Source organism: Streptomyces sp. NBC_01433 (assembly GCF_026340105.1).
GTDB lineage: Bacteria > Actinomycetota > Actinomycetes > Streptomycetales > Streptomycetaceae > Streptomyces.
This window is the reverse complement of sequence record NZ_JAPEPM010000001.1, coordinates 1630190-1654705: the sequence shown is the minus strand read 5'-3', so window position 1 is coordinate 1654705 and position 24516 is coordinate 1630190. Positions and strand designations below refer to the sequence as shown.

22 protein-coding genes are annotated in these 24516 nt (G+C 71.9%); 14 read left to right on the top strand and 8 right to left on the bottom strand.

What is annotated here, in order from left to right:
• Nucleotides 1-23 precede the first annotated feature (23 nt).
• On the top strand, nt 24-716 hold the full coding sequence (locus tag OG413_RS07335; RefSeq protein WP_266803633.1) for a metal-dependent transcriptional regulator: 693 nt from the start codon (nt 24-26) through the stop codon (nt 714-716).
• A gap of 798 nt (nt 717-1514) precedes the next feature.
• Nucleotides 1515-2408, top strand: a complete 894-nt coding sequence (locus tag OG413_RS07330) for an alpha/beta fold hydrolase (protein WP_266803631.1) — start codon at nt 1515-1517, stop codon at nt 2406-2408.
• 120 nt (nt 2409-2528) lie between these two features.
• On the opposite strand, the gene OG413_RS07325 is transcribed toward OG413_RS07330, so the two are convergent.
• Genes OG413_RS07325 through OG413_RS07315 form a run of 3 tightly spaced genes read right to left on the bottom strand, consistent with a single transcriptional unit; the run spans nt 2529 to nt 5802 of the window.
• Nucleotides 2529-4172, bottom strand: coding sequence for a transporter (locus OG413_RS07325; protein ID WP_266803630.1), 1644 nt, complete (start codon nt 4170-4172; stop codon nt 2529-2531).
• Nucleotides 4169-5077, bottom strand: coding sequence for an ABC transporter ATP-binding protein (locus OG413_RS07320; RefSeq protein WP_266803628.1), 909 nt, complete (start codon nt 5075-5077; stop codon nt 4169-4171). The genes OG413_RS07325 and OG413_RS07320 overlap by 4 nt, the downstream gene beginning before the upstream one ends.
• Nucleotides 5078-5115: 38 nt before the next feature.
• Nucleotides 5116-5802 (bottom strand): bifunctional DNA primase/polymerase, encoded by a 687-nt coding sequence (locus OG413_RS07315; RefSeq protein WP_266803626.1) that lies wholly within the window; start codon nt 5800-5802, stop codon nt 5116-5118.
• Between the two features lie 287 nt (nt 5803-6089).
• On the opposite strand from OG413_RS07315, the gene OG413_RS07310 reads away from it, so the two are divergent.
• Nucleotides 6090-7472: a transcriptional regulator gene (locus tag OG413_RS07310; protein WP_266803624.1), complete on the top strand. Its 1383-nt coding sequence runs from the start codon at nt 6090-6092 to the stop codon at nt 7470-7472.
• 196 nt (nt 7473-7668) lie between these two features.
• Nucleotides 7669-9339 (top strand): hypothetical protein, encoded by a 1671-nt coding sequence (locus OG413_RS07305; protein ID WP_266803622.1) that lies wholly within the window; start codon nt 7669-7671, stop codon nt 9337-9339.
• A 107-nt stretch (nt 9340-9446) separates the two neighbouring features.
• On the opposite strand, the gene OG413_RS07300 is transcribed toward OG413_RS07305, so the two are convergent.
• Nucleotides 9447-10724 carry an ABC transporter substrate-binding protein gene (locus OG413_RS07300; RefSeq protein WP_266803620.1) on the bottom strand — a complete coding sequence of 426 codons (1278 nt, stop codon included), beginning with the start codon at nt 10722-10724 and terminating at the stop codon, nt 9447-9449.
• A 174-nt stretch (nt 10725-10898) separates the two neighbouring features.
• Here OG413_RS07300 and OG413_RS07295 point away from each other — a divergent pair, with 174 nt between their 5' ends.
• Nucleotides 10899-11345, top strand: a complete 447-nt coding sequence (locus OG413_RS07295) for a hypothetical protein (RefSeq protein WP_266809959.1) — start codon at nt 10899-10901, stop codon at nt 11343-11345.
• Nucleotides 11346-11373: 28 nt separating this feature from the next.
• Complete coding sequence (purU, locus tag OG413_RS07290; protein WP_266803618.1) at nt 11374-12267, top strand: formyltetrahydrofolate deformylase; 894 nt, start codon at nt 11374-11376, stop codon at nt 12265-12267.
• 73 nt (nt 12268-12340) lie between these two features.
• Here the strand turns inward: purU and OG413_RS07285 are convergent, their stop codons facing one another.
• Together OG413_RS07285 and OG413_RS07280 are read right to left on the bottom strand one after the other, a co-directional pair.
• Complete coding sequence (locus tag OG413_RS07285) at nt 12341-13741, bottom strand: zf-HC2 domain-containing protein (protein WP_266803616.1); 1401 nt, start codon at nt 13739-13741, stop codon at nt 12341-12343.
• Nucleotides 13738-14331, bottom strand: coding sequence for a sigma-70 family RNA polymerase sigma factor (locus OG413_RS07280; RefSeq protein WP_266803614.1), 594 nt, complete (start codon nt 14329-14331; stop codon nt 13738-13740). Before OG413_RS07280 ends, OG413_RS07285 begins: the two co-directional genes overlap by 4 nt.
• A gap of 363 nt (nt 14332-14694) precedes the next feature.
• Here OG413_RS07280 and OG413_RS07275 point away from each other — a divergent pair, with 363 nt between their 5' ends.
• From OG413_RS07275 to OG413_RS07265, 3 genes are all read left to right on the top strand, one after another.
• Complete coding sequence (locus OG413_RS07275) at nt 14695-15069, top strand: STAS domain-containing protein (RefSeq protein ID WP_073718534.1); 375 nt, start codon at nt 14695-14697, stop codon at nt 15067-15069.
• A gap of 81 nt (nt 15070-15150) precedes the next feature.
• Complete coding sequence (locus OG413_RS07270) at nt 15151-15672, top strand: EF-hand domain-containing protein (RefSeq protein WP_266803611.1); 522 nt, start codon at nt 15151-15153, stop codon at nt 15670-15672.
• A gap of 120 nt (nt 15673-15792) precedes the next feature.
• Nucleotides 15793-16173, top strand: coding sequence for a hypothetical protein (locus OG413_RS07265; RefSeq protein WP_266803609.1), 381 nt, complete (start codon nt 15793-15795; stop codon nt 16171-16173).
• A gap of 41 nt (nt 16174-16214) precedes the next feature.
• On the opposite strand, the gene OG413_RS07260 is transcribed toward OG413_RS07265, so the two are convergent.
• Nucleotides 16215-17810 (bottom strand): class I adenylate-forming enzyme family protein, encoded by a 1596-nt coding sequence (locus OG413_RS07260; protein ID WP_266803607.1) that lies wholly within the window; start codon nt 17808-17810, stop codon nt 16215-16217.
• Between the two features lie 159 nt (nt 17811-17969).
• Between OG413_RS07260 and OG413_RS07255 the strand changes: the two genes are divergently transcribed.
• From OG413_RS07255 to OG413_RS07240, 4 genes are all read left to right on the top strand, one after another.
• Complete coding sequence (locus tag OG413_RS07255) at nt 17970-19175, top strand: amidohydrolase family protein (RefSeq protein ID WP_266803605.1); 1206 nt, start codon at nt 17970-17972, stop codon at nt 19173-19175.
• An 11-nt stretch (nt 19176-19186) separates the two neighbouring features.
• Nucleotides 19187-20341, top strand: coding sequence for an acyl-CoA dehydrogenase (locus OG413_RS07250; protein ID WP_266803603.1), 1155 nt, complete (start codon nt 19187-19189; stop codon nt 20339-20341).
• A gap of 7 nt (nt 20342-20348) precedes the next feature.
• Nucleotides 20349-21380 carry an acyl-CoA dehydrogenase family protein gene (locus OG413_RS07245; RefSeq protein ID WP_266803601.1) on the top strand — a complete coding sequence of 344 codons (1032 nt, stop codon included), beginning with the start codon at nt 20349-20351 and terminating at the stop codon, nt 21378-21380.
• Between the two features lie 446 nt (nt 21381-21826).
• Nucleotides 21827-22408, top strand: a complete 582-nt coding sequence (locus OG413_RS07240) for an ATP-binding protein (protein WP_266803599.1) — start codon at nt 21827-21829, stop codon at nt 22406-22408.
• Nucleotides 22409-22521: 113 nt separating this feature from the next.
• Here the strand turns inward: OG413_RS07240 and OG413_RS07235 are convergent, their stop codons facing one another.
• Nucleotides 22522-23448: a cyclase family protein gene (locus OG413_RS07235; RefSeq protein ID WP_266803597.1), complete on the bottom strand. Its 927-nt coding sequence runs from the start codon at nt 23446-23448 to the stop codon at nt 22522-22524.
• A gap of 84 nt (nt 23449-23532) precedes the next feature.
• On the opposite strand from OG413_RS07235, the gene OG413_RS07230 reads away from it, so the two are divergent.
• On the top strand, nt 23533-24447 hold the full coding sequence (locus tag OG413_RS07230; protein WP_266803595.1) for an SDR family oxidoreductase: 915 nt from the start codon (nt 23533-23535) through the stop codon (nt 24445-24447).
• Nucleotides 24448-24516 lie beyond the last annotated feature (69 nt).

Below are 24516 nucleotides of genomic sequence, written 5' to 3'. Positions count from 1 at the left end.
TGTCACAGCATCGAGGGGCACGTATGTCCGGACTGATCGACACCACGGAGATGTATCTCCGCACCATCCTCGAACTCGAAGAGGAAGGCGTGGTCCCCATGCGCGCCCGGATCGCTGAACGGCTGGACCAGAGCGGTCCGACGGTCAGCCAGACGGTGGCGCGCATGGAGCGCGACGGACTCGTCCAGGTCGCGGGCGACCGCCATCTGGAGCTGACGGACGAGGGCCGCAGGCTCGCGACGCGCGTGATGCGCAAGCACCGGCTGGCCGAGTGCCTGCTCGTCGACGTGATCGGCCTGGAGTGGGAGCAGGTCCATGCCGAGGCGTGCCGTTGGGAGCACGTCATGAGCGAGGCCGTGGAGCGCCGGGTGCTGGAGCTGCTGCGGCACCCCACGGAGTCTCCGTACGGGAATCCGATTCCGGGCCTGGAGGAGCTGGGCGAGAAGGCCGAGGCCGACCCGTTCCTGGACGAGGGCATGGTGAGCCTGGCCGAGCTCGACCCGGGCGCGGAGGGCAAGACGGTGGTGGTGCGGCGGATCGGCGAGCCGATCCAGACCGACGCCCAGCTGATGTACACACTGCGGCGCGCGGGCGTGCAGCCCGGCTCCGTGGTCAGCGTGACGGAGTCGCCCGGCGGCGTGCTGGTCGGCTCCAGCGGGGAGGCGGCCGAGCTGGACTCCGATGTCGCCTCGCACGTGTTCGTCGCGAAGCGCTGACGCGTCGCGAAGCGCTGACGCGGGGCGCACGCCCGGCGTGTGGAAACGGCGCGCGGACCGCGCGTACGGAACTGGAAGCGGGCGCTACGGAAACCGAACCGTAACGCCCGCTTTCTGTTTTCCGTCCGGAATTGCAGCGCCCGCGCGCATCGCGTGCCAGGCTGAGGCCAGGCATATGACCTGAGGGTGCCGGCCGGGTTCGGCCGCGCGGTCGGGGAGGGAGCAGGGGATGCGCCCGTCGTACTGGCATGTGCGCCGAAGGGCGGCTGTCACGAGCCCGGATGCCCATGCCGGTTGCCGTTCCGACGCCGGTCGCTGTCCCCGTGCCCCTGCCCCTGTCCGTACCCATGCCCCTGCCCAGGCGCCCGCCCATGCCCGTTCCCGCGCCCACGGCAGTCCCCGTACCCATGGCTGTTCCCTTGCCGACGCCCGTGCCCGTACGCATGCTCCGGGGCGGTTTTGCCCGTCCGTTGCCATCGTTGTCGTACGAGGCCGGAAGGGCGCTTCCGGCGCCTCCGGAACAGGGGGCGGCCCCGGCGCCCGAGGGCGCCGGGGCCGGTCCTCCCCTTCGCTGACCTGGAGCCCCGAGCTCTCAAGGTCAATCCCCACGAACCGTCATCCCCGAGCGGCCCGCCTCCCGCTGAAGGTCTCCCCTCGGCGGCGGGCGCCAATCCTTGGGCGCGGTCACTCGAAGGTGGGGTGTTATGTGGCGGAACCCGATTTTCGAATAAGTGTTCGATAGTCTGGCGTGACGCGATGACACGGTGATCGAGGACCGAGAAGGGGGTGCCAGAACCTATGGTGCAGCGCATCGATGTGACCGGATCCGGCGGTGTACGCCTCGCGGCGTGGGAGTTCGCGGATCCACCCAAAGCGCGCGCGGAGGCGGAACGCGTGCCCGGGATCTTATTGCTCCACGGGCTGATGGGCCGGGCCTCGCACTGGGCCGCCACCGCCCGCTGGCTCGCCGAGCGGCACCGGGCGGTCGGCCTCGACCAGCGGGGCCACGGCCGCAGCGAGAAGCCCACGGACGGCCCGTACACCCGCGACGCCTACGTCGCGGACGCCGAGGCCGCCATCGAACAGCTGGACCTCGGCCCCGTGACCGTCATCGGTCACGCGATGGGTGCCCTCACCGGCTGGCAGCTCGCCGCGAAGCGCCCCGACCTCGTCCGGGCACTCGTCATCTCCGACATGCGGGCCTCCGCCCTCGGCGCCGCTTCCCAGCGGGAGTGGGGGGACTGGTTCGACTCCTGGCCCGTCCCCTTCGCGACCCTCGCCGACGTACGGAAATGGTTCGGCGAGGACGACCCCTGGGTGGAGCGGCCGAGCCCCTCCCGCGGCGCGTTCTACGCCGAGGTGATGGCGGAGCGGGCCGACGGCTGGCGCCCCGTGTTCTCGCGCCGTCAGATGCTCACGTCCCGGGCGACCTGGGTCTTCGACGCGCACTGGGAGGAGCTGGCACAGGTCCGGTGCCCGGCCCTGGTCCTGCGCGGGCTGGACGGGGAGCTGGGCCGGGCCGAGGCCCAGGAGATGGTCCGCGTCCTGCCGCGCGGCCAGTACGCGGAGGTGGCGGACGCCGGTCATCTCGTCCACTACGACCAGCCGGAGGGCTGGCGGGCGGCGGTGGAGCCGTTCCTGGAGCAGCTGGCGGAGGAGTCCCACGACGACCTTGAGCCGGTCGCCCCGTAGCCCGCGGCCAGCTGCTCCCGCGTCGGCCCCGGGCGACCTGCCCGTGTCCCCGACCTGCCCGTGTCCCCGAGCCGCCCGTCCTGCCGCGGCCCGCCCTGCGCTCCCGTCGCGGCCCGCCGGTCAGCCCTTGCTGACCGCGGTCAGGATCTCCGGCAGCCGGTTCGCCGTGCGCGGAGCGGCCACGCGCAGCCCCGCCCAGCCGATGAACGTCCCGTACGCGGCCCCCACCGGCACCAGCAGCCACAACGCGTCCTGCTGGTCCGACACATGCAGCCAGATCGTCAGCGCGATCACGGGCGCCGCCAGCAGCGCCGAGGCCACCATCCCGCCCAGGATCGAGATCCAGGCGAGCCCGCCCTGCCCCGGCACCACGTTCTTGAACGCGCCGTCCTGCGGGATCGAGTACGGGAACGCCGCGGAGGCCACCGCGCCGGTGGCCAGCATCGCGCCCAGCAGGGCGAACGACAGCCCCATCGCCCCCGGCATCGCCGTCCAGTCGCCGATGACGGCGGCCGTCACCAACGTCACCAGAATCGTGTACGGCAAGGTCACCACCAGCAACGCCAGCGCCCGCGCCCGCAGTTCGAGGTACGCGTCCCGGGTGGAGGAGATCGTCAGCGCCACCATCCAGAAGGCGGAGGTGTCCTGGCCGAACTGGTTGTACATCTGCATCCCGAGCATCCCGGCGGCGAAGCACGCGAAGTAGACCGAGCCGCCCCCCTGCACCGCGTTGAGCACCGGCACGATCAGCCCGATCGCCAGCGCCGCCACCCAGGCCGCCTTGGTCTTCGGGTCCCGTGCCACGTACCGCAGACTGCGCTGCATCACCGTGGCCGTACGGCCCTCCGGCAGCAGCGCGGCGAGCCCCGAGCGGCCCGGGGCGGACTCCTTGCGGGCGGGCGCGGACGCGGCCAGCGTCGAACCGTCCGGCGAGGTCATCAGCTTCACCAGGCTCCGCTGCCACAGCCACAGCAGCGCCACCAGAGCCGCCACCGAGATCAGCAACTGCACGACGGCCTGCCCGTACGAACCGTCCGAGGCGGCGTCCACCGCACCCATGGCCGAGGCCCCCGGCAGCCAGCGCACCACGTCCGCCACCGGGACCAGCGCGTCGAGCCCGCCCGCCCGGCCGAGCCGCTGCGCCCCGAAGTTGACGAACTGGATGCCCACCGCGATCACCAGACCGCTCAGTACCGCCAGATCGCGGCCCTTGCGCGAGGTCAGCAGCCGGATGTTGGCGGTGGCGACCGAGCGGGCCAGCGCCACACAGATCAGCAGCGTCAGCGGGACCGCGATCACCCCGAACACCACGGCCGCGGCTCCGTGCGCCAGGGCCAGCACCGAACCCAGGGCGAGGCAGAGCGTGAACAGCGGGCCGATGCCGACCAGCGAGGCCACCAGCAGCGCCCGGACCAGCGGGCGGGGGCGCAGCGGCAGCATCACCAGCCGGCTCGGGTCGAGGGTCTCGTCGCCGCTGGGGAAGAACAGCGGCAGCACGGCCCAGCCGGCCGCCACCACCGCCGTGAGCAGCACGACGAGGGTGCCCGCGTCGGCGTGACCGCGCATCAGGATCAGCCCGAGCACCTGGCCGGCGGCGATCAGCAGCGTGAACACCAGGGAGACGATGAACACGGCCCGCCGCCCGGAGGACTGCCGCAGCCCGTTGCGCAGGAGCGTCAGCTTGAGCCGTACGAAGACCGAGACGATGCCCTCGCCCCGGCCGGCCGGGGCCGTGGTCCCCGTAGGGGCGTCGAGCACGCTCATCGGGTGCCGCCCAGCCAGTCCAGGGAGTCCCCGGTGTCCCGGCCGCCCGCGCCGACCAGCTCCAGGAAGGCGCTCTGCAACGAGGGGGCGTCGCCGCGCACTTCCGCGAGCGTGCCCTGCGCCGTGATCCGGCCCGCGGCCATGACGGCCACCCAGTCGCACAGCGACTCGACCAGCTCCATCACGTGGCTGGAGAAGACGACGGTCGCCCCGGACCCGGTGTACCGCTCCAGAACCCCGCGAATGGTCTGCGCCGACACCGGGTCGACACCCTCGAAGGGCTCGTCGAGGAAGAGCACTTCGGGGTTGTGCAGCAGGGCCGCGGCCAGACCGATCTTCTTCCTCATACCGGTCGAGTAGTCCACGACCAGCTTGTGCTGCGAGCCCGCGAGATCGAGTACGTCCAGCAGCTGGGTGGCCCGCCTGTCGACCTCGTCCCCCGGCAGCCCGCGCAACCGGCCGGTGTACGCGAGGAGTTCACGCCCCGAAAGTCGTTCGAAGAGCCGCAGTCCCTCCGGCAGCACCCCGATCCGGGACTTCACCTGGACCGGGTCCGTCCACACGTCGTGCCCGGCGACCTCGACCTTTCCCATGTCGGGCCGGAGCAGCCCCGTCACCATCGAGAGCGTGGTGGTCTTCCCCGCCCCGTTGGGCCCCACCAGGCCGATGAACTTGCCCGCGGGCAGCTCCAGATCGATTCCGGCGACCGCGATCTGGTCCCCGAACCGCTTCCACAGGCCCTGCACGCGAACGGCGGGCGGCGCGACCCCCGCCCCGCCCGCCCGGTCCTCCTGCGCGCCCCGGGTGCTCTGCGCGCCCTCTACGCCCTGTGCGTTCTGCGGGCCCTGCGTGTCGTGTGCGTTCTGCGTATCCGCTACGTCTCGTGCATCTGCCCGGTCCGGCATGGCACAGCCTTTCGATATCCCCATCGGTGGGGACCACCCTACGAAAGGCGTGCCCGAGCGTCCGCCGCCTCGCGCGCGCAGGCGTAGGCGAGCGGGCTGATCAGCTCCTCGGCGTCCGGCAGCCACCGGTTGGCGTGGGTGGGGCGGCGCGCCCACTGCACGGCGCCGCGTCCCCCGACCCGGGTCGGCGGCCCCGCCACGTAATGGCCGTCGCCGCGGCCCACCAGGTCGATCGCCTCGGCGTTCCAGCCCAGGGTCCGTACCAGCTCGGCGACCTTGACCGCGGCGCCCGGCAGGACGAAGAACAGCATCCGGCGGTCGGGGGTGCAGGTGACCGGGCCGAGCGTCAGACCCATTCGCTCCATCCGGGCCAGCGCCAGGAAGCCCGCGGACTCGGGAACGTCGATCGCGTCGAAGGTCCGGCCGGTCGGCAGCAGGACCGAGGCCCTGGGGTGCTTGGACCACATCCGGCGGACGGCGGCGGCGCTGCCGGTCGCCTGGCCCGCCCAGTCGGGCCGGGGGGCGTGCGCTCCGGGGGCGGCACAGCCGTCGTCCTCGCAGGAGCAGCGCTCCCTGCCGCCCACCGCCTCCAGCCAGGTGCCGGGGAACACGTCCCAGTGGCGCTCTTCCGTGTACCGCACGGCGGCGTCGAGCAGTTGCTCGCCTCGCTGTTGGGGGACGTGCGCGTGCTTCGTGACTCCGATGGTCTCTTCCACGAAGAGCACAACTCCCGCCGCCACCTGGGGTTACGGGCGTGACGTACGCGTCACGGCGCATCGGTCCCCCGTACGGGGCGCATGGATGCATGGGCGGGGGCGCGCGTGCGGCGGTGCGTCAGTGTGTGGGTAGCCCCATGCAGAACTGAGCAACTCGCCGTGCTCGTACCGAATGCCGTTGGAATATGCGCATTTCTTGTGTATCCGCCGGGCAGTGATCCGTCCATCGATCACCGCGTATCCATCTCAGTCTTCGCGCATCACGCGTATCCATCTCTGTCCATCAAGGGGGAAACATGGCAGCCAGGCCACTCGTAGCCCGCCAGCCGAACGAACGGCTTCAGACACTCATTCAGGAAGCGGCTTGCTCCAACGCGGGTCTCGCACGACGCGTCAACATGGTCGGCGCCGAGCGCGGACTCGATCTCCGTTACGACAAGACGTCCGTGGCCCGGTGGCTGCGCGGTCAGCAACCACGCGGCAGGGCACCGGGAATCATCGCCGAGGCGCTCGGCCGCAAGCTCGGCCGTACGGTCACGATCGACGAGATCGGCATGGCCAACGGCAAGAATCTGGCCTCCGGCGTCGGCCTCCAGTTCGCGCCGACGGTCATGGGCGCGATCGAGCAGGTCTGCGAGCTGTGGCGCAGCGATGTGGGCCGCCGCGATCTGCTGACCGGTTCGACGGTGGCCGCCTCCGCCCTCGTGGAACCCAGCAGGGACTGGTTGATCACGGGCGCCGACCCGCAGGTCGCCCGGACGGCCGGGGCGCGCGTCGGCATGTCGGACGTGGAGGCGGTACGGGCGATGACGGCCGCGCTCGTCGACCTCGACCACCGCTTCGGCAGCGGACACGTGCGTCCGGTGCTGGTCCACTACCTCAACAGCGTGGTCTCCGGGCTGCTTTCGGGGGCGTACCGCGAGGCGGTCGGCCGGGAGCTTTTCGGCGCGGTCGCGCGACTCACCGAGCTCGGCGGCTACATGGCGATCGACACCGGCCAGCCGGGGCTCGCCCAGCGGTACTACATCCAGGCGCTGCGCCTGGCCCAGGCCGCGGGGGACCGGGCGTACGGCGGCTATGTGCTGGCCGCGTCGATGAGCCACCTCGCCGCGCAGCTGGGCAACCCCAGGGAGATCGCCCAGTTGGCACGGGCCGCGCAGGAGGGGGCGCGTGGGCGGGTGACGCCGAGGGCGGAAGCGATGTTCCACGCGGCGGAGGCCCGCGGGCACGCGTTGCTGGGCGACGTCCGCACCTGCCAGGCGGTGGCGGGCCGGGCGTTGGCGGCCATGGAGCACGCCGACCCGGACACCGGCGACGACCCGGACTGGATCGCCCACTTCGACGCGGGGTATCTCGCGGACGAGCTGGCGCACTGCCACCGCGACCTGGGGCAGGCGGAACACGCCGCGCGCCGGGCGAAGGAGGCCCTGGCCGCCCTGCCGGAGTCCCGGACCCGGCGTCGCGGCATCGGGCTGGTGCTCCTGGCCACGGCTCAGGTGCAGCAGCGCGAGGTGGAGCGGGCCTGCCACACGGGGATGCGGGCGATGGAGCTGCTGGGGACGGTGCGCTCCAGCCGGGGTGCGGAATATCTCGATGACCTCCAGCAGCGGCTCCTGCCGTACGGGGACGAGGCGGCGGTACGGGAGTTCGGCGCGCGACTGGAGCTTCAGGCGGCCTGAGAAAGGGTCCCGGGGGCGATCCGAACCGCGGCCCGAACCGCGGAATCGGGAAGTCGCCCCTTAACAGCGCCTTAAGAGCGCTGGGTGTTACCCGGCGTGTGAAGGGGTGGTGAGTGGCATCACGCGCTTGGCGGAGGCGGGCGACCACCCGATAGCGTGAGCCGACGATTCCGTAGGTTTACACGTAGGAGTCCCGGTGACGCAGAGCGGACAGGGTGACGAGCGGCAGCTCCCTGCTGTACGGCCCGCGCACGAAGGGGTCGTGCTGCCCGCAGACGGTGGCGCCCCGTGGATCCCGGGGGGCGACGCGGGCGGCCCGGCCGAGCAGGCCGTGCCGGCGGGCGGGCAGCCATGGGGGCAGCCCTGGGGGCCGCAGAGCGCTCAGCCGCCGCACCCGGACGCCCAGGCACCGGGGCAGGGCGGGCAGGGATATCCGCAGGCGCAGCAGCTGCCGCCCGCGCAGCCGGGGTCGTACCAGCAGCCTCAGCAGCCCGGCCCGTACCAGCCGCAGCAGCCTGGCGCCTATCAGCAGCCGCAGCAGCCGGGGGCGTATCAGCAGCCGCAGCAGCCCGGTGCGTACCAGCAGCCGCAGCAGCCCGGTGCGTACCAGCAGGCGCCGCCGCAGCAGGGCGCGTATCAGCCCCAGCAGCAGGGGCGGCCCCAGCCGTACGCGCAGCCGCTGCCGCCCGAGGCCGGACCGGGCGCCGGTGCCGGCGCGCCCGGCGGGGACGCGGACGCCACGCAGTTCATCGCGCCCGTCCCCGGTGGGCCCGGACCGGTTCCGGGTGGGCCCGGTGCCGGTGGGCTGCCGCCCGAGCGGCCCGCGGAGTCCACGGCGTACCTGGGGCAGGCGCCGCAGTCCGGCCCCGCTCCGCAGGCGGCGGACGCGGACGCGACGCAGTACATACCGCCGGTGCCCGGGGGCGCTCCGTACGGGATCAGGCCGGGCGCGCCGGGGGACCGGCAGCCGCCCGCGGAGTTCGACAACCTGTTCCGCGACGAGGCGCCCGCGGGTGCCACGCAGCAGATGCCGCACTTCGACCCCGCGCGGCAGCAGGGGCAGCAGCAGGCTCCGCAGCACCAGCAGTACCAGGGGCAGCAGCATCAGGGGGCGCAGGGCGGGCAGTTGCCGCCTCAGGCCCCGCACGCGTACGGGCCGGGGGCCCAGGCGTTCCCGGGGGCGGCCGGGCCGCAGGAGCCGCCGCGGCAGCATCAGGACGGCGGCCCCGCGCCGCGCAGGCGTCGCCCGCACGTCGCGCTGATCGCCGCGGTCGTCGCCGGGTGTGCCGTCATCGGGCTCGGCGCGGGCGCGCTGATGAGCGGTGGCGACGACGACAAGAAGGACGACAAGCAGCCGGTGGCGGCGCAGAGTCCCTCGGCCGAGGAGACCGGCACGAAGGCGGCCGACCCCGCCGAGCCGCAGGCCCAGGCGCTCGACAAGCTGCTGGCCGACAGCAACAACAGCCGTGCGGCGGTGATCGGCGCCGTGGAGAAGATCAAGTCCTGCCAGGCGCTGGAGCAGGCGGCCACCGATCTGAAGGGCGCGGCCCAGCAGCGCCGTGATCTGGTGACCAGGCTCCAGGGGCTCACCGTGGACAAGCTGCCCGACCACGCCGCGCTGACCGCCTCGCTGACCAAGGCGTGGGAGGCGTCCGCGTCGGCCGACGACCATTACGCCGCGTGGGCCGGGCAGGCCAAGAGCAACAAGAAGGTGTGCAAGGGCGGCAAGGCCAGGTCGACCAACGAGACGGTGCAGGCCACCATGCGCAGCGGTGACGCGAGCAAGGCCAAGGCCAAGGCGTCGCCGCTGTGGAACACCATCGCCGAGAAGTACGGCCTGACCAAGCACGCCCCGACCCAGCTCTGAGCCGCTGCGGCTCTCCGGCGGTGCTCTCCCGCGACCGGCCGGAGGGCCGACCTACCGCCGGAGTGTCGAAGAGCCGCCGAAGAGCCGCCGGAGGGCCGGCCAAAGGCTCAGCCCACGGTGTTCGGGGCGTCGGACAGGGTCTCCGTGACATCCACGAAGCCCTTCCTGTCGGCGACGAGGCGGCCTTCACGGACCACCTGGAACGTCACCTTCCCGTTGATGATGCGCGGATACGCGGACGAGCCGACCATGTCCTTGTAGCGCCAGCGCAGCACCGGAGTCAGGCCGCCGGTGTCGACCTCCGCGCCGTGGTTGAGGGCGGCGGTGACCCGGCCGGAGGTGACCGCGGAGTCGCCGAGCGACTCGACGACCGCCTTCAGCGCCGTGTACGCGATCCAGGTGGTCTGCACGCCCGTGTCCTCCGGGTCGACGCGGTTGTCGCCGAACGCGTGCTTCCGGATCACCTCGCGCATCCCGTCCCAGCGCGCGTCGCCCGAATCCGGGTACCAGCCGGTGACGTACGCCCCTTCGAACGGGCTGTTCCGGCCGCCCGTGCGGTCGATGAGCGGCTGGCCGACGCTGCCGAGCACGGAGGAGATCCGCACTCCGCTGCCTTCCGGTTCGAGTCGGCGGAAGGAGTCGAAGAAGGTCTCCGTGCGTTCGCCGAGCACCGCCGTCACACAGCCGTCGCCCGCCTGCTCCAGCGCCTTCGCCGCCTGGTCGGCGTACGACGTTGCGGTCTCCGGAGCCAGGATGTCGACGGACTCGGGCCGGTCGGCCGCCAGGAGGCTGGTGTTGAGGAGCGACGGCATGCCGTCGCCCGCGATCGAGTCGGGCCGCACCAGGGACACCCGGTCGCAACCGGCCGCCAGCTGCTTGCCGTTGCCCGCCAGGAGCGCCGACTGGCCGCCGTTGACCGGGTAGGAGACATAGCTGGTGAACTCCTCGTCGGAGGCCCCGTACCCACCGATGTACGGAATTCCGGCGGCCTCCAGCGGGGCCATGAAGGACCGCCCGTGCCGGCTGTAGGACCCGACGACCGCGGTCACCTTCCGCCGGACCGCGTCCCGGGCGCACTTCTCCGCGCCGACGGAGGTGTCGCCCTCGTTGCAGACGATCACGCGCAGGTCGTGCCCGCCCATGCCGCCCCGCCCGTTGACCCAGCGGGCGTACGTCTTCGCCATCGCGGGCATCCCCGACATGTTCACCGCGTCGGCGTCGTCCGAACGGTCGGGTGCCCAGGTCATCACGGTGACGGGCTCCCCGGAACCCCCCGAGGCCCCGGGGAGCACGCCGCAGCCGGATATCAGGACTGCCCCGGCCGCCGCCGTACAGGTGAGGAACCAGTAGGGGCGGGGGGAGGTGGGGCGTCGCCGTCCGGTCATAGGTCTGTACATTTCCGCCCCTGGGGTAACGCCACAGAGTGCTCTGTTCAACGCTCGGTGACATCGAGGTGAATTGCGGGGGCCCGTACGTACACGGGAAAAGGGAACGTACGATCGACAACCGTGCAGCAAGGTTCGGAGAACACTTCCCGTCGCGGCCGTCGCTCCTCCACCATGGGCGACATGCCGCTCAATGACATGCCGTGGTGGCGCTGGCGCACCAACGTGCGCTCGGCGCTGCACATGCTCTCCGACCCCACCTTCCACCACGAGTGCTGGCTGGCCGGCCGGGAAGGGTACGGGGACGTCACCGACGCCGTGTACCGCCTGGTCGAGGACACCTGGCTCGACAACTGGTCCGCCGAGAAATACGTCGGGACGATCTTCCGGGACTCCGGTGAGGCCGCCGCCGTCGACGTCGCCGCGCTGCGGGTGCTGCGCATCATGCACCAGGTCGGCGCGGACGCCCCCGTATCGGCCTATCTGGAACATCACGGCTGGCCGGAGGCCGTCCGGGCGGCCCGCGAGGCGCATGTGATGCTCGCCACCAACGACGCCGAGGATCCGGACATCCCGCCCCGTTCCCTGGACGTCATCCGCATCATGACCAGGGCCGCCTGAGACCGGGCGGGTGTGGCACCCTACGGGGATGACCGCGCCGCAGCCCGCCTCTCCCGCCGCCTCGGACGCCGTATCCGAGCAGTACGTCCTCACCCTTTCGTGCCCCGACAAACAGGGCATCGTGCACGCCGTGTCGAGCTATCTCTTCATGACCGGGTGCAACATCGAGGACAGTCAGCAGTTCGGCGACCACGACACGGGTCTGTTCTTCATGCGCGTCCACTTCTCGGCGGACTCCCCGGTGACGGTGGACAAGCTGCGGGCCAGCTTCGCGGCCATCGGGGACTCCTTCCGGATGGAGTGGCAGATCCACCGGTCCTCGGACCGGATGCGGATCGTGCTGATGGTCAGCAAGTTCGGGCACTGTCTGAACGACCTGCTGTTCCGGTCCCGGATCGGGGCGCTGCCGGTCGAGATCGCGGCCGTCGTCTCCAACCACACGGAGTTCGCCGAGCTCGTCGCCTCGTACGGCATTCCCTTCCGGCACCTTCCGGTGACCAAGGAGAACAAGGCGGACGCCGAGGCGCGGCTGCTGGAGCTGGTGCGCGAGGAGGGCGTCGAACTGGTCGTCCTGGCCCGGTACATGCAGGTCCTCTCGGACGACCTCTGCAAGCAGCTGAGCGGCCGGATCATCAACATCCACCACTCGTTCCTGCCGAGCTTCAAGGGCGCGAAGCCGTACCACCAGGCCCATGCGCGCGGCGTGAAGCTGATCGGCGCGACCGCGCACTATGTGACCGCGGACCTCGACGAGGGCCCGATCATCGAGCAGGAGGTCGAGCGGGTCGGCCACGACGTGACGCCGGACCAGCTCGTCGCGATCGGCCGCGACGTGGAGTGCCAGGCGCTGGCGCGCGCGGTGAAGTGGCACGCGGAGCGGCGGATTCTGCTCAACGGCCGCCGTACGGTGATCTTCGCGTAGCGGTAGCCGTAAGCCGTGAGCCACAGCGGGGGCCGTCTCGACCGTTGCGGCGGGCGCTCGGGAGCTGGGCTTGTTACAGGCGGCTGAGCGAGGCCGCGGCGAACAGCACGTCGCGGATCGCCTCGCGGTCGCCCTCCTGGCCCGCCGCCGCGTCCACCGGCGAGATGTGGCCCGCGACCAGCCGGCAGAACTCCACCCCGTCGAGCGCGACCTGTGCCACCGCGTGCTCGGGGGAGCCGACGGCGGCCGGGGAGTCCAGCGCGATGTACCAGTCGCCGCCGCCGTGCCCCTCGACCTCCAGATGGAGCGAGCGGCCCGGTGCACCGGCCGTGACCAGTTCCTTGGCCGGTCCGGCCAGACCCGTACGACGGCGACCCGCGAGGGCGGCCGGGAGCAGCCGGGCCGCCAGGTCGATCATCCGGTGGAGGTGCGCGGCGGACGGTGCCCCGTACGGGTAGTCCACGGCGTCGGCGATGTCCCCGCCGTGCATCCAGCACTCGAACGCCCGGTCCAGCAGCGAGTCCTGGAGCGGGAGGGCGAAGTCCCCGTAGGAGACGGAGTGGTCCGCGATGTCGCGGCCGGCGAAGGACACCGTGCGGATCAGCTCGTGGCTCTGGTCGCGCCAGGGTTCCCGGACGGTCCGGGTGGGTGGCAGGCGCGCGGCCGACCAGTACGTCTCGGTGCGCTCGGTGGGGGAGGACGGCACGTCGCCGGTCCCGACCGGGTCGTCGAGGCCGAGGGCCGCGGAGACCAGGCCGTCCACGGCCATGAGATGGCCGATCACCCCGGCGACCGTCGTTCTGCGGTGGACCGCCCGCTCGCTCTCGAACCACTTCAGCCGCACCGGGGCGTGCCATTCCGAGGCGCCGATGTCCCGGAGCAGGGCATCGAGCCGCGCGGTCTCGGCGTCGTACGGTGCGGCCCAGCCCGGTACGGGGATCTCGGCCGGACGACGCCCCAGGCAGCCGTCGATCACCCGGGACCGCAGCGTCGGGTCGAGGTCCAGGGAGCGGTCGGCGTGCAGCAGCCCCACCGCGTCGCGCAGCCGCAGGGCCTCGTCCTCGCAGCCGGCGCACTCGGTGAGGTGATCCTCGACGGCCGCGGTCTCCCCGGCCGAGCAGGCCGAAAGGGCCCAGGCACCGAGGAGGGACTTGAGGACCTGGTGGGAGAGGACCGGCGGGGCCGACATCACCTCGGGCTCCGGTTCCGTAGGGGCGGCGGGCGCTTCGGCCGAGGACGCCTCGGGTGAGTGCTCGTCCGGCACGGGGGCGTCCGGCGCGGGTTCCTCGGGCGAGGGCTCCTCGGCAGCGGGCTCACGCCGTACGCCCGGGAGGGCGGCCCTCCGCACGACGGCGGCGAGGTCGAGGTCGTCGAGGTCGTCCGCGGCGCCGCGGGGCGCCGGTATGCGCCGCGCGCCCCGTACCTCGTCGTCGCGCCCGCGGCTCTCGCGGCCGTTGTCGTCTTCGCCGGTCACAGTGTCCGACCGTATCCGGGTGGCGAGGACCCTTCCAGTGGCCGGGCGTTCGCGGTGGACAGCAGCTGGAGTCCCAGCCGGAGCCGCCGCCTCGCCTCGTCCTCGGTGACCCCGAGGTCGGCCGCGGTCTGCCGGTAGTCCCGGCGCTGGACGTACGCCAGTTCCAGCGCGGCGCGCAGGGGTGCGGGCATGGAGGCGACGATGTAGTCGGCGCGGGCCGCGGCGGTGGCCCTGCGTACGCGCCGCTCCAGCTCCTCCGGGTCGAGGACGGCGCCGTGCCCGTGCTCCTCCTCGTAGGAGGAGGCTTCCGTCGTGCGCAGCCGCTCCACGGAGCGGCGGTGGGTGAGCCGGGCCACCCAGGACCGCATCGAGCCCTGCTTCGGGTCGTACGCGTCGGGGTTCTCCCAGACCTGGCCGAAGACCTCGCGGGTCACCAGGTCGGCGGCGTCCTCGTCGTCGAGCATCCGGTTCGCCTGGCTGTGGACCAGCGCGGCGAACCGGTCGTAGAGCTCGCCGAGGGCCGCCGCCTCACCGCGTGCCAGCCGTTGCTGCATCCTGCGGTCCCAGCGGGGAGGTGCGTCCTTCGCCATGAATCCCCCAGCCCCAGCCCTGTGCCCTGCTCCGTGCCCTGCCCTGTGTCCCGCTCCGTGCCCTGCTGTGTCCTGATCTGTCCTGTCCTGTGCCGCTCGTCACTCCGAATGTAGTCGGCGGCACCGCTCAATCACGCACGTTTCTCTCAACTGCGCCCGGTGGAGGGCCGGGGATGGTAGGGAATGTGTCACCTGCCTGCGTCCTTGGCAGGAGAAACAGACCCGAAGTGATCATTTCCGCAGGAAACCCTCTGTTCCTTTTTGAGCGGGTCGGTGTTTCATGGATGAGCGGTGGGGCAGCCGCGAGGAGGAACGGAAACTTCCGCATCGTCGGGAGCCCCCCGGAACGAGAGGTCCAGCCGCGTGACACTGAAGGTGGACGAGACCGAACAGGGCGCGTGGACCGTGCTGAGGATCCGGGGTGAACTCGATCTGGTGACCTCACCCGTCGTCCGTCAGTCCGTGCACGACGCGGTCGCCGAGGGCCGTCACGATGTGGTGCTCGACCTGTCGGACGTCTTCTTCTGCGATTCCAGCGGTGTCGGCGTACTGATCGCCTCGCGCCGTCTGATGAAGTCCTGCGGTGGCCGGCTGCGGCTGATTCTCCCGGCCCGGGGGGCCGAGGACGGCTCCCACGTCAACCGGGTGCTCGCCGCGCTCGGGGTGCGCCGGCTCTTCGCGGTCTTCTCCGACGCGGCGGCCGCCGTCGACGAGGAAGCCCAGCCGCTCTCCGCCTGAAGCCCGGGTTAATACCAGGTTGTCACATGGGTGGCGTGCGTTAGTGACACGTGATGGCTCCGGGCGTCGTACGCTCCCCGCATGGACAGCGCAGAGTACGAGCGCAAGATCGCGCACCGGTTCGCCGCCTTCGACCAGGACGGCAACGGATACATCGATCGCGCCGATTTCAACGCAGCCGCGGCCCGTCTGCTCACCGAGTTCGGTACGACGGCCCGCTGCGACAAGGGTCAGGCGCTCTACACCGGGGCCGAGGCGTTCTGGCAGGGCATGGCGGGGATCGCCGATGTGGACGGGGACCAGCGCGTCACCCGTGAGGAGTTCGCGGGCGGAGCCGTGAAACGGCTGCGCGACAACCCCGAGCGTTTCGCGGAGATCGCCCGCCCCTTCCTGCGCGCGGCCATCGCCGTCGCGGACGGCGAGAACGGCGGGGCGGCCTCGGTGGCGGCCGTGGAGCGGGCACTGAGAGTCCTCGGCGCCAGTGGCGAGATCGCGAGCGTCGCCGCCCAGAGCCTGGACACCGACCGGGACGGCCGGGTCGCCGAGAGCGACGCGGTGGCCGCGTTCGCCACCTACTTCACGGTGATCGAGCCGGACGCGTAACCACTTCCCTTCCCGGCCTTCCGGTCGGGGCGGGGTGCGGACGTGCCGAGCCGCCGTCCGTGCCCCGCCTCCGCGCGCCCGGACCCGGGCGTTGTCAGTGCCCCGTTCTACGCTCCACCCATGAGCGTCTCCCTCTACTGCTCGGCTCGCCGCGACACGCTCCTGAGCCCGGCCGAGACCGCTGCCGTCCAGCGGGTCGTGACCGTGCGCGGAGCCACGTATCCCTACGACGACGAGGAAGGACTCCATCTGTACGACACGTGCGGGGACGAGCCCGCGGAGATCCTGGCCGGATCCACCAAGCTCTCCTTCGAACCCGCCCGCGTCTTCCCGCAGCTCCGCCATCTGCTGGGCTCCATGACCGAGCTGCGCCGGGCCGTGCCCGACGCCGAGTGGTACGTGGCGATCGACGACGGCGCGGTCGAGTGGGAGGAGCCGGTGGGCTACACCCTGCCGGGCCTGGACGACCCGGACCTCCAGGCCGAACTGGAAGCCCTGTAGCGGAGGTTCGCCTGCGGGCGGCCGGTCCGGTCCCGCATGGATCAGGCGAATCGCTCCCGCAGCTTGTACTTGAGCACCTTGCGCAGCGTCTCGTTGCGCGGCAGCGCGTCCACCACCTCCAGCTGTTCCGGCACCTTGTGCACCGAGAGGCCCTCGGCGCGCAGGTGTCCGGCGATCTCCGCCAGGGTCAGGACCGGTGCCCCGGTGGGCTGTTCGACCACCGCACAGACCCGCTCCCCGCGCTCCGGGTCCGGCAGACCTATCACCGCCGCGTCGGCCACGCCGGGGTGGCGGTGGAGCAGGTCCTCGATCTCCTTGGCGGAGATGTTCTCGCCCTTGCGGATGATGATGTCCTTGAGGCGGCCGGTCAGGGTGAGGTGGCCGCTCTCCTGGAGCCGGCCGACATCTCCGGTGATCAGGAAGCCCTCGCCGTCGAAGACCGGGACCGAGGCGTCCGGGTTCAGATAGCCCCGGCAGACCGCCTCGCCGCGCAGCCGTACCTCGCCCTCCGCGCCGTACGGGAGTGGCGTGCCCCGCTCGTCGGTGATCCGGATCTCCATGCCCGCCGGGGGGCGGCCCTCCGTCAGGGCGAGGTGCTCCGCCGTGTCGTCCGGGGTGCCCATGGTGATCATCGGGACCTCGGTCATCCCGTAGCCGTGGGTCAGCATGACGCCCATCTCGCGGACGACCGCGTGGTGGATCTCCGGCGGTTTCGGCGCCCCGCCGCCCGCGAGCAGCCGCAGGGTGGGGATCAGCCTCCGGTCCGGGGCCTTGCGCTGTTCGGCCAGGAACATCGAGTAGAACGCGGTCGATCCGCCCGCCACCGTCACCCCGTGGCGCCGGTACTCCGCCAGCGCGTCCGGCAGCGCGAAGTGCTCGAACATCACCGCGGGGAACCCGTACAGCAGCAGCATCACGGTGTAGTCGGGCCCGGCGACATGGGCGAACGGGAACGCCATCGAGCCCACGTCGTCCGCCGACAGGCGCAGGGCGTGGGCCAGGCAGGAGCCGGCCGCGATCAGGCTGCGGTCGGTGTGCAGTACGCCCTTCGGGTCGGACGTGGTGCCCGAGGTCCAGTAGATCCAGCGCACCGCGGTCCCGTCGGCGGGCGCGGGAGGGGGTGGCAGGATCGCCGGATCGCCGTCCGGGAGCGTCTCGTACGCCTCGAAGACCAGTGGCGGGCGCTTCAGTTCCCCGGCGAGGCGGTGCGCCATCGCCGTGTGGTCGAATCCGCGCCACAGGCCCGGTACGGCGAAGAAGTCGGCCTGTGACTCGCGGAGCGCGAACCCCACCTCGCGGTCCCGGTAGAACGGGATGACCGGCGTCTGCACCGCCCCGAGCCGGGTCAGCGCGAAGGACAGCAGGGCCGTCTCCAGCCGGGTCGGCAGCTGCCAGGCGACCACACTGCCGGAGCGCACCCCCAGCTCGTACAGTCCGGCGGCGACCCGTTCGGCGCGGTTCCGCAGCTCGCCGAAGGTGAGGGCCCGGTCGTCCTGGAGGAGTACGGGACGGTCCGGGGTCAGGGCGGCCCGGCGTTCGATCAGCTCCCAGAAGGTGCGGGAGGCGCCCAGGGTGTGCGCGATGTCCGTCGCGGCCGCGTCCCCCGTCGGTGTGCTTCCGGTGTTCCCGTCGTTCACGGCTCCCACGGTGATCCCCTCTGAACTGACGGATAGTCAGATAGTGCGGAGAGCGTAGAGCGCTGCGCCTTGTCGGTCCAGGGGTGCGGGGCTAGCCTGGGTGCGGATGTGAATCTGACGGGTCATCAGATATTGGCCGAGTGCGCCGAAGGGGACACCATGACGGAACTGCCTCGGATCGTCAGCGTCGACGACCATGTGATCGAGCCACCGCACCTCTTCTCCACCTGGCTGCCCGCCAAGTACCGCGAGCGCGGCCCGCAGCCGCTCACCGCGGGCATCGGCGAGCTGGCGTACACGGGAGGCAAGTACGTCATCACGATGGACCCGGACGGACCGCCCACCGACTGGTGGATCTACGAGGACCTGAAGTTCCCGTACAAGCGCAACATCGCCGCCGTCGGCTTCGACCGCGACGACATGACCCTGGAGGGCATCACCCGGGCGGAGATGCGGCGCGGCTGCTGGGACCCCGCCGAACGCCTCAAGGACATGGACCTCAACCATGTCGAGGCGTCCCTCTGCTTCCCCACCTTCCCGCGCTTCTGCGGGCAGACCTTCGCCGAGGCCCACGACAAGGAGGTCGCCCTCGCCTGCGTGCGCGCCTACAACGACTGGATGGTCGAGGAGTGGTGCGGCGACAGCGGCGGCCGGCTGATCCCGCTCTGCGTCATCCCGCTCTGGGACATCGACCTGGCCGTCGCGGAGATCAGGCGCAACGCGGCCCGCGGGGTGCGGGCGGTGACCTTCTCCGAGATCCCCACCCACCTCGGACTGCCGTCGATCCACACCGGGTACTGGGACCCGTTCTTCGCGGTCTGCCAGGAGACCGGGACGGTCGTGAACATGCACATCGGGTCCAGCTCGCAGATGCCCGCGGCCTCCCCCGACGCCCCGCCCGCCGTCCAGGCGTCGCTCTCCTTCAACAACGCCATGGCCTCGATGATGGACTTCCTGTTCAGCGGGGTCCTGGTGAAGTTCCCGCGCCTCAAGCTGGCCTACAGCGAGGGGCAGATGGGCTGGATCCCGTACGCGCTGGAGCGCGCCGACGACGTGTGGGAGGAGCACCGCGCCTGGGGCGGGGTGCGCGATCTGATTCCCGAGCCGCCGTCCACGTACTACTACCGGCAGATCTTCTGCTGCTTCTTCCGCGACAAGCACGGGATCGCGTCCCTCGATGTCGTCGGCCGCGACAACGCCACCTTCGAGACCGACTACCCGCACGTCGACTCGACCTTCCCGCACACCAAGGAGGTCGCCCTCGACCACGTCAAGGGACTGGACGAGGAGACCATCTACAAACTGATGCGCGGAAACGCGATCCGGATGCTCGGTCTGGATCTCGACCGGGACCGGGACAAGTAGGCGGCTGCGCCGTGGATCTCGCGTACACGGAGGAAGAGGAGGAGTTCCGGGCGCGGCTGCGGAAGTGGCTCGCCTCGGTGCTCCCCGGGCTGCCCGCGAAGCCCCCGCCCGACGACTGGCCCGCCCGCCGCGCGTACGACACCGCCTGGCAGCGGATGCTCCACGACGCCGGGTACGCCGGTCTGCACTGGCCGCTCGACGCGGGCGGCCGGGGCGCCACCCCCACCCAGCACCTGATCTACCTGGAGGAGACCGAGCGGGCCGGCGCCCCGTACGTCGGCGCCAACTTCGTCGGGCTGCTGCACGCCGGGCCCACCATCGCCGCCGAGGGCACGGCCGGGCAGCGGGCCCGCTGGCTGCCGCCCGTCCTGCGCGGCGACGAGATCTGGTGCCAGGGGTTCAGCGAACCGGACGCGGGCTCCGACCTGGCCGCCCTGCGCACCCGGGCCGTACGCGACGGCGACCACTACGTGGTGAGCGGCCAGAAGATCTGGACCTCGCACGCCGAGGTCGCCGACTGGTGCGAACTGCTCGTGCGTACGGACCCGGAGGCGCCGAAACACCGCGGCATCAGCTGGCTGGCCATGCCGATGGACGCCCCCGGGATCACCGTCCGCCCGCTGCGCACCCTCGCCGGGTCCACGGAGTTCGCCGAGATGTTCCTCGACGAGGTCCGGGTGCCGGTCTCCCACCGCGTCGGCGCGGAGAACGACGGCTGGCGGGTCACCATGGTCACCCTTTCCTTCGAACGCGGTACGGCCTTCGTCGGCGAGGTCGTCGCCTGCCGCCGCACCCTCGGAGAACTGGCGGCGGCCGCACGCGTGAACGGCCGCTGGGACGACCCGGTGCTGCGCCGCAGGCTCGGCAGGCTGAACGCGGAATTCCGGGCGCTGTGGCGGCTCACCCAGTGGAACGTCAGCGAGGCCCAGCGCAGCGGCGGCGTCCCCGGCACCGGCGGGTCCGTCTTCAAGCTGCGCTACTCGCAGGCCCGCCAGGAGCTGTACGGGGCGGCGGCCGAGGTGCTCGGCGCGGACAGCCTCGATCTGGACCGGGAGTGGGTCCTGGACCGGCTGTCCTCGCTCTCGTACACGATCGCCGCGGGCACCTCGCAGATCCAGCGGAACATCGTCGCCGAGCGGATGCTCGGCCTGCCGAAGGGGCGCTGAGCGGACTGTGGACTTCCAGCTCTCGGAGGATCAGCGGGCGTTGCGGGCGGGGGTGCGCGACCTGCTCGCCGGCCGCTTCGGCAGGGACCGGATGCGGGCCGCCCTGGACCGGGGCGAGGGCCCCGGCCGGGGACTGTGGGCAGAGCTCGGCGCGGCCGGGTTCTTCGCGCTGCGGCTGCCGGAGGACAGCGGCGGGGTGGGCCTCGGGCTGCCCGAGGCCGTGCTGCTCTTCGAGGAGGCGGGGCGGGTGCTGCTGCCCGGCCCGCTGGTGGCCACCCACCTCGCCGCCGGTGCGGTGGAGGGGGCCGCGGAGGGGCGGACGATGGTGACCGCTGTGACCGCTGTGACCGCGGCGACCACGGTGACCGCGGCGGACGGTGCCGGTCCGGTGGCGGGCCCGGTGGCGGACCTGGCGGGCGCCGACGCGGTGCTCGTCCTGGGGGAGGGCGTGCGGGTGCTGACCGGGGAGCCGTTGCGCGCCCTGGTGCGCGGGGCCCGCCCCGTACGTTCGCTCGATCCGTTCACCCCGCTCCACCGGTTGACGGACCTCCCCGGACCGGGGGAGCCGCTGCCCGGCGACGCGGCGCGGCTGCGCGGTGAGGGAGCGGTGCTGACCGCCGCCGAACAGCTCGGAAGTGCCGCCCGCACCCTGGAAATGGCCGTCCAACACGCCCGTGAGCGTGAGCAGTTCGGTACCCCGATCGGGTCGTTCCAGGCGGTCAAACATCTCTGCGCCGAGATGCTGGCGCGGGTCGAACCGGCGCGTTGCGCCGTGTACGCGGCGGCCGTGACCGGCGACCCCGTGGAGATCGCGGGCGCCAAGCTGCTCGCCGACGAGGCCGCCGTCGGCAATGCGCGGGACTGCCTCCAGATATACGGCGGCATGGGCTTCACCTGGGAAGCAGATGTTCACCTCCACCTGAAACGGGCCTGGGTGCGTTCCGCCCGGTGGCTCACGGCGGCGGCCGCGGAGGAGATTCTGGCGGCCGAGCTGGGCGCTGCCGGGCCGCAGGACCGGGACCCGGCGATACACGTGTAGAGGGCATCCGAGCTTGTGGGTGGGGTGTGACTCACCGCAGCCGGACCGTGCCGAGACCGGGTTGTGTCCGTTGCGTGATTCGTCACCGGCCGGAGTCGGCGCCGGGCTCGGGTACGCTCCGTGGGATGCGAGTGGTTCTGGAACCGGGCGATCCGGGTGCGGCCTGTGCGGCTGCTCCGGGCCGGGAGAGATGCCCCGCGCATACCTCAAGGAGATCGGCGGAGCCTGTCCGGGAAGCGATTCCCGAGGCGTCGGCGCGCTCCTGTTCGACTCCCCGCAACGTGCGTCGCACAGTATGCACCACGCGTACTCCTTCGCGCTGGAATATGCCCGAAGCGCTTGTTGCGGTGACTGTACGTCAACCATGCTGTATCCCAAGGGAATCACGTTCCGTGACCCTGAGGAGGCGCGAGGCGATGTGTCCGCCGGTTCGGATGGTGTGAGCGGTGCAGGTGCTTCAGGTTCAGCTGGAGGTCGGGCCGGATCCCGCGGAGGTGGGGCGGGCCCGCAGATGGGCGCGTTCGCGCCTGGTCGGGTCCGGGATGGGGGACGACGAGCCGCTTGCCGAGACGCTCATCCTGCTCATCTCGGAGCTGGTCACCAACGCGGTCGTCCACACCGGCTGTCCGGCCGTGCTGAGGATGCTGTTCGGTTCGGCCGGGGGCACGTGCGCCGCCGGGACCGTACGCGTCGAGGTCGCCGACGCCAGCGCCCGCCCGCCCCTCCAGCGTCACGCCGAGGGTGACGACACCAACGGCCGCGGCCTGGAACTGGTGGACGGTCTCGCGGACCGCTGGGGCTGGCAGCCCGAGGGCGCGGGCAAGCGGATCTGGTGCGAGGTCGACCGGGGCGGCCCGGTACTGGTTCCGGTGCTCAAGGACCGGTCCGGGCCGGGGACCGTCGCGGATTCCGGGGCCGGGGTCACCTCCGGGGGAATCGGCGCGCAGAGTGCGGGGGCGCAGGGTGTCGGCGTACAGGGCGCCGGGGCGTGCGATCCGTCCCGCGCCGTCTTCACGCCCTTCTTGTAATGGGCGTTGGCGGCACTGGGCGGCACTGACAGGCGCTGGTGCAAGGCATCGGTCGGGCGGCTACGGGGCTCCGGCTGTCACATGACACCAGAGGTCACGCGGGGCTCCGGCCGTCACAGGATGGCGACCGGGGCGACCGGGGTGCCGGTGGCCCCGACGAAGGGCTCCGGCATCGCCGAGAGCAGGAAGGCGTGGCGCCGCTCCTCCGCGCAGGCGGTGGAGAGACCTTCGAGGTTCCAGTTCTGGCCCTGGAGCATGCCCATCTCGACCAGATGGAGCGCGTGCACCGGCATCCACAGGTCCTCGATCTCCGGCGGGAAGATCTCGAACGTCAGGGTGTCGTTGGCGACCGCGGCCACGTCGCGCGCGTGGAACCACTCGGGCGTCCGCACCGAGAGGCCGGGTGACGGATAGCCGTAGCCGTGTTTGTCGCCCGCCAGACAGACCCGCACCTGTCCGGTCCGTACGAGCACGATGTCTCCGGCCCGGACCCGTAGGCCCGCGAGATCCTCCGCCGCGTCCAGGTCGTCCGGGGTGACGGCGTGGTCGCCCGGCAGCCGGTCGACGCCCCGGGCGCGGGCCACGTCCAGCAGGACCCCGCGCGAGACGAGGTGCGGCACGGCGGCGATCGAGCTGAACTCCGCGCCGCCATGGGCGGTGATGGTGGCGGCGGGGCGGCCGTTGTAGATCTTCCCGCTGTGCGAGGCATGGGTGAGCGCGTCCCAGTGGGTGGCCGCCTGGAGTCCCATCGTGACGGCGTCGTCGCTGGTGGCGACGGTGCCGGGGCCGAAGAGCTCCTGGTTGATCTGGACCATGGTGTGCAGGGGATTGACCCGTCCCGGGATCAGCCCGCTCTGTACGCCGTCCTGCTGGAGCGGCAGCGCGAGCGGTATCCGGCGGCCCGTGCGGACGGTGGCGGCGGCCTCCCGTACGACCGCGTCGGTGATCAGGTTGAGCGTGCCGGTTTCGTCGCCCGCGCCCCAGCGGCCCCAGTTGTTGACGCGCTTGGCGATCTCGTGGAACTCGGCCGGCAGGGACATGGGGGCCTCCTGGGTCTTGTGCCGGAGCATCCGACTACCCATAAAATCTAACGGTCCGTCAGAAACCGCGGGAAGGGGCCGGGCATGGGGAACTTCTTGGCAGGCAAGGTGGTCGCCGTCACGGGGGCCGGCCGGGGCATCGGGCGGGCGGTCGCCGTCGCCGCCGCCGCCGAGGGCGCGCGGGTCGTCGTCAACGACTACGGCGTCTCCATCGAGGGCGGTGAGCCGAGCAGCGACGTCGCGCGGTCCGTCGTCAAGGAGATCGGGGCGGCGGGCGGGGAGGCGGTCGCGGTCGCCGACGACATCTCCACGATGGCGGGCGGGCAGCGGATCGTGGACACGGCGCTCGACCGGTTCGGGCGGATCGACGGAGTCGTGTGCGTCGCCGGGATCCTGCGCGAGCGGATGCTGTTCAACATGTCCGAGGAGGAGTGGGACCCGGTCCTCGCCACCCATCTCAAGGGCACCTTCACGGTGTTCCGTGCCGCGTCGGCGGTGATGCGCAAGCAGGAGGGCGGCGGCACGCTGATCGGTTTCACCAGCGGCAACCACCAGGGCAGCGTGGCCCAGGCCAACTACAGCGCCGCCAAGGGCGGGATCATCTCGCTCGTCCGCAGCGCGGCGCTCGGCCTGCACAAGTACGGCGTCACGGCGAACGCCGTCGCCCCCGTGGCCCGGACCCGGATGTCCGCCAACGTACCGATGGAACTGGCGGAGATCGGGGAGCCGGAGGACGTGGCGGCGCTCGTCGTGTACCTGCTGAGCGAACGGGCCCGCGCCGAGCGGATCACCGGTCAGGTGTACACGATCGCGGGCCCGAAGATCGCGGTCTGGGCCCAGCCGAGGGAGCTGCGCGCGGGGTACGCGGACGGGTCCTGGACCCCCGAGAAGATCGCCGACTTCCTGCCGGGGACGGTGGGGGTGGACCCGATGCCGATGCTGGCGCGGCTGGAGGAGATGGCGGCGGCGGCCAGGGCGGGCACCCGGCCCAACGCCTGACCGTCCGTGGGGTCGCATCCGGCCCGACGTCGACCGCCCGTGCGGTCGCACCCCGGCCCAACGCCCGAC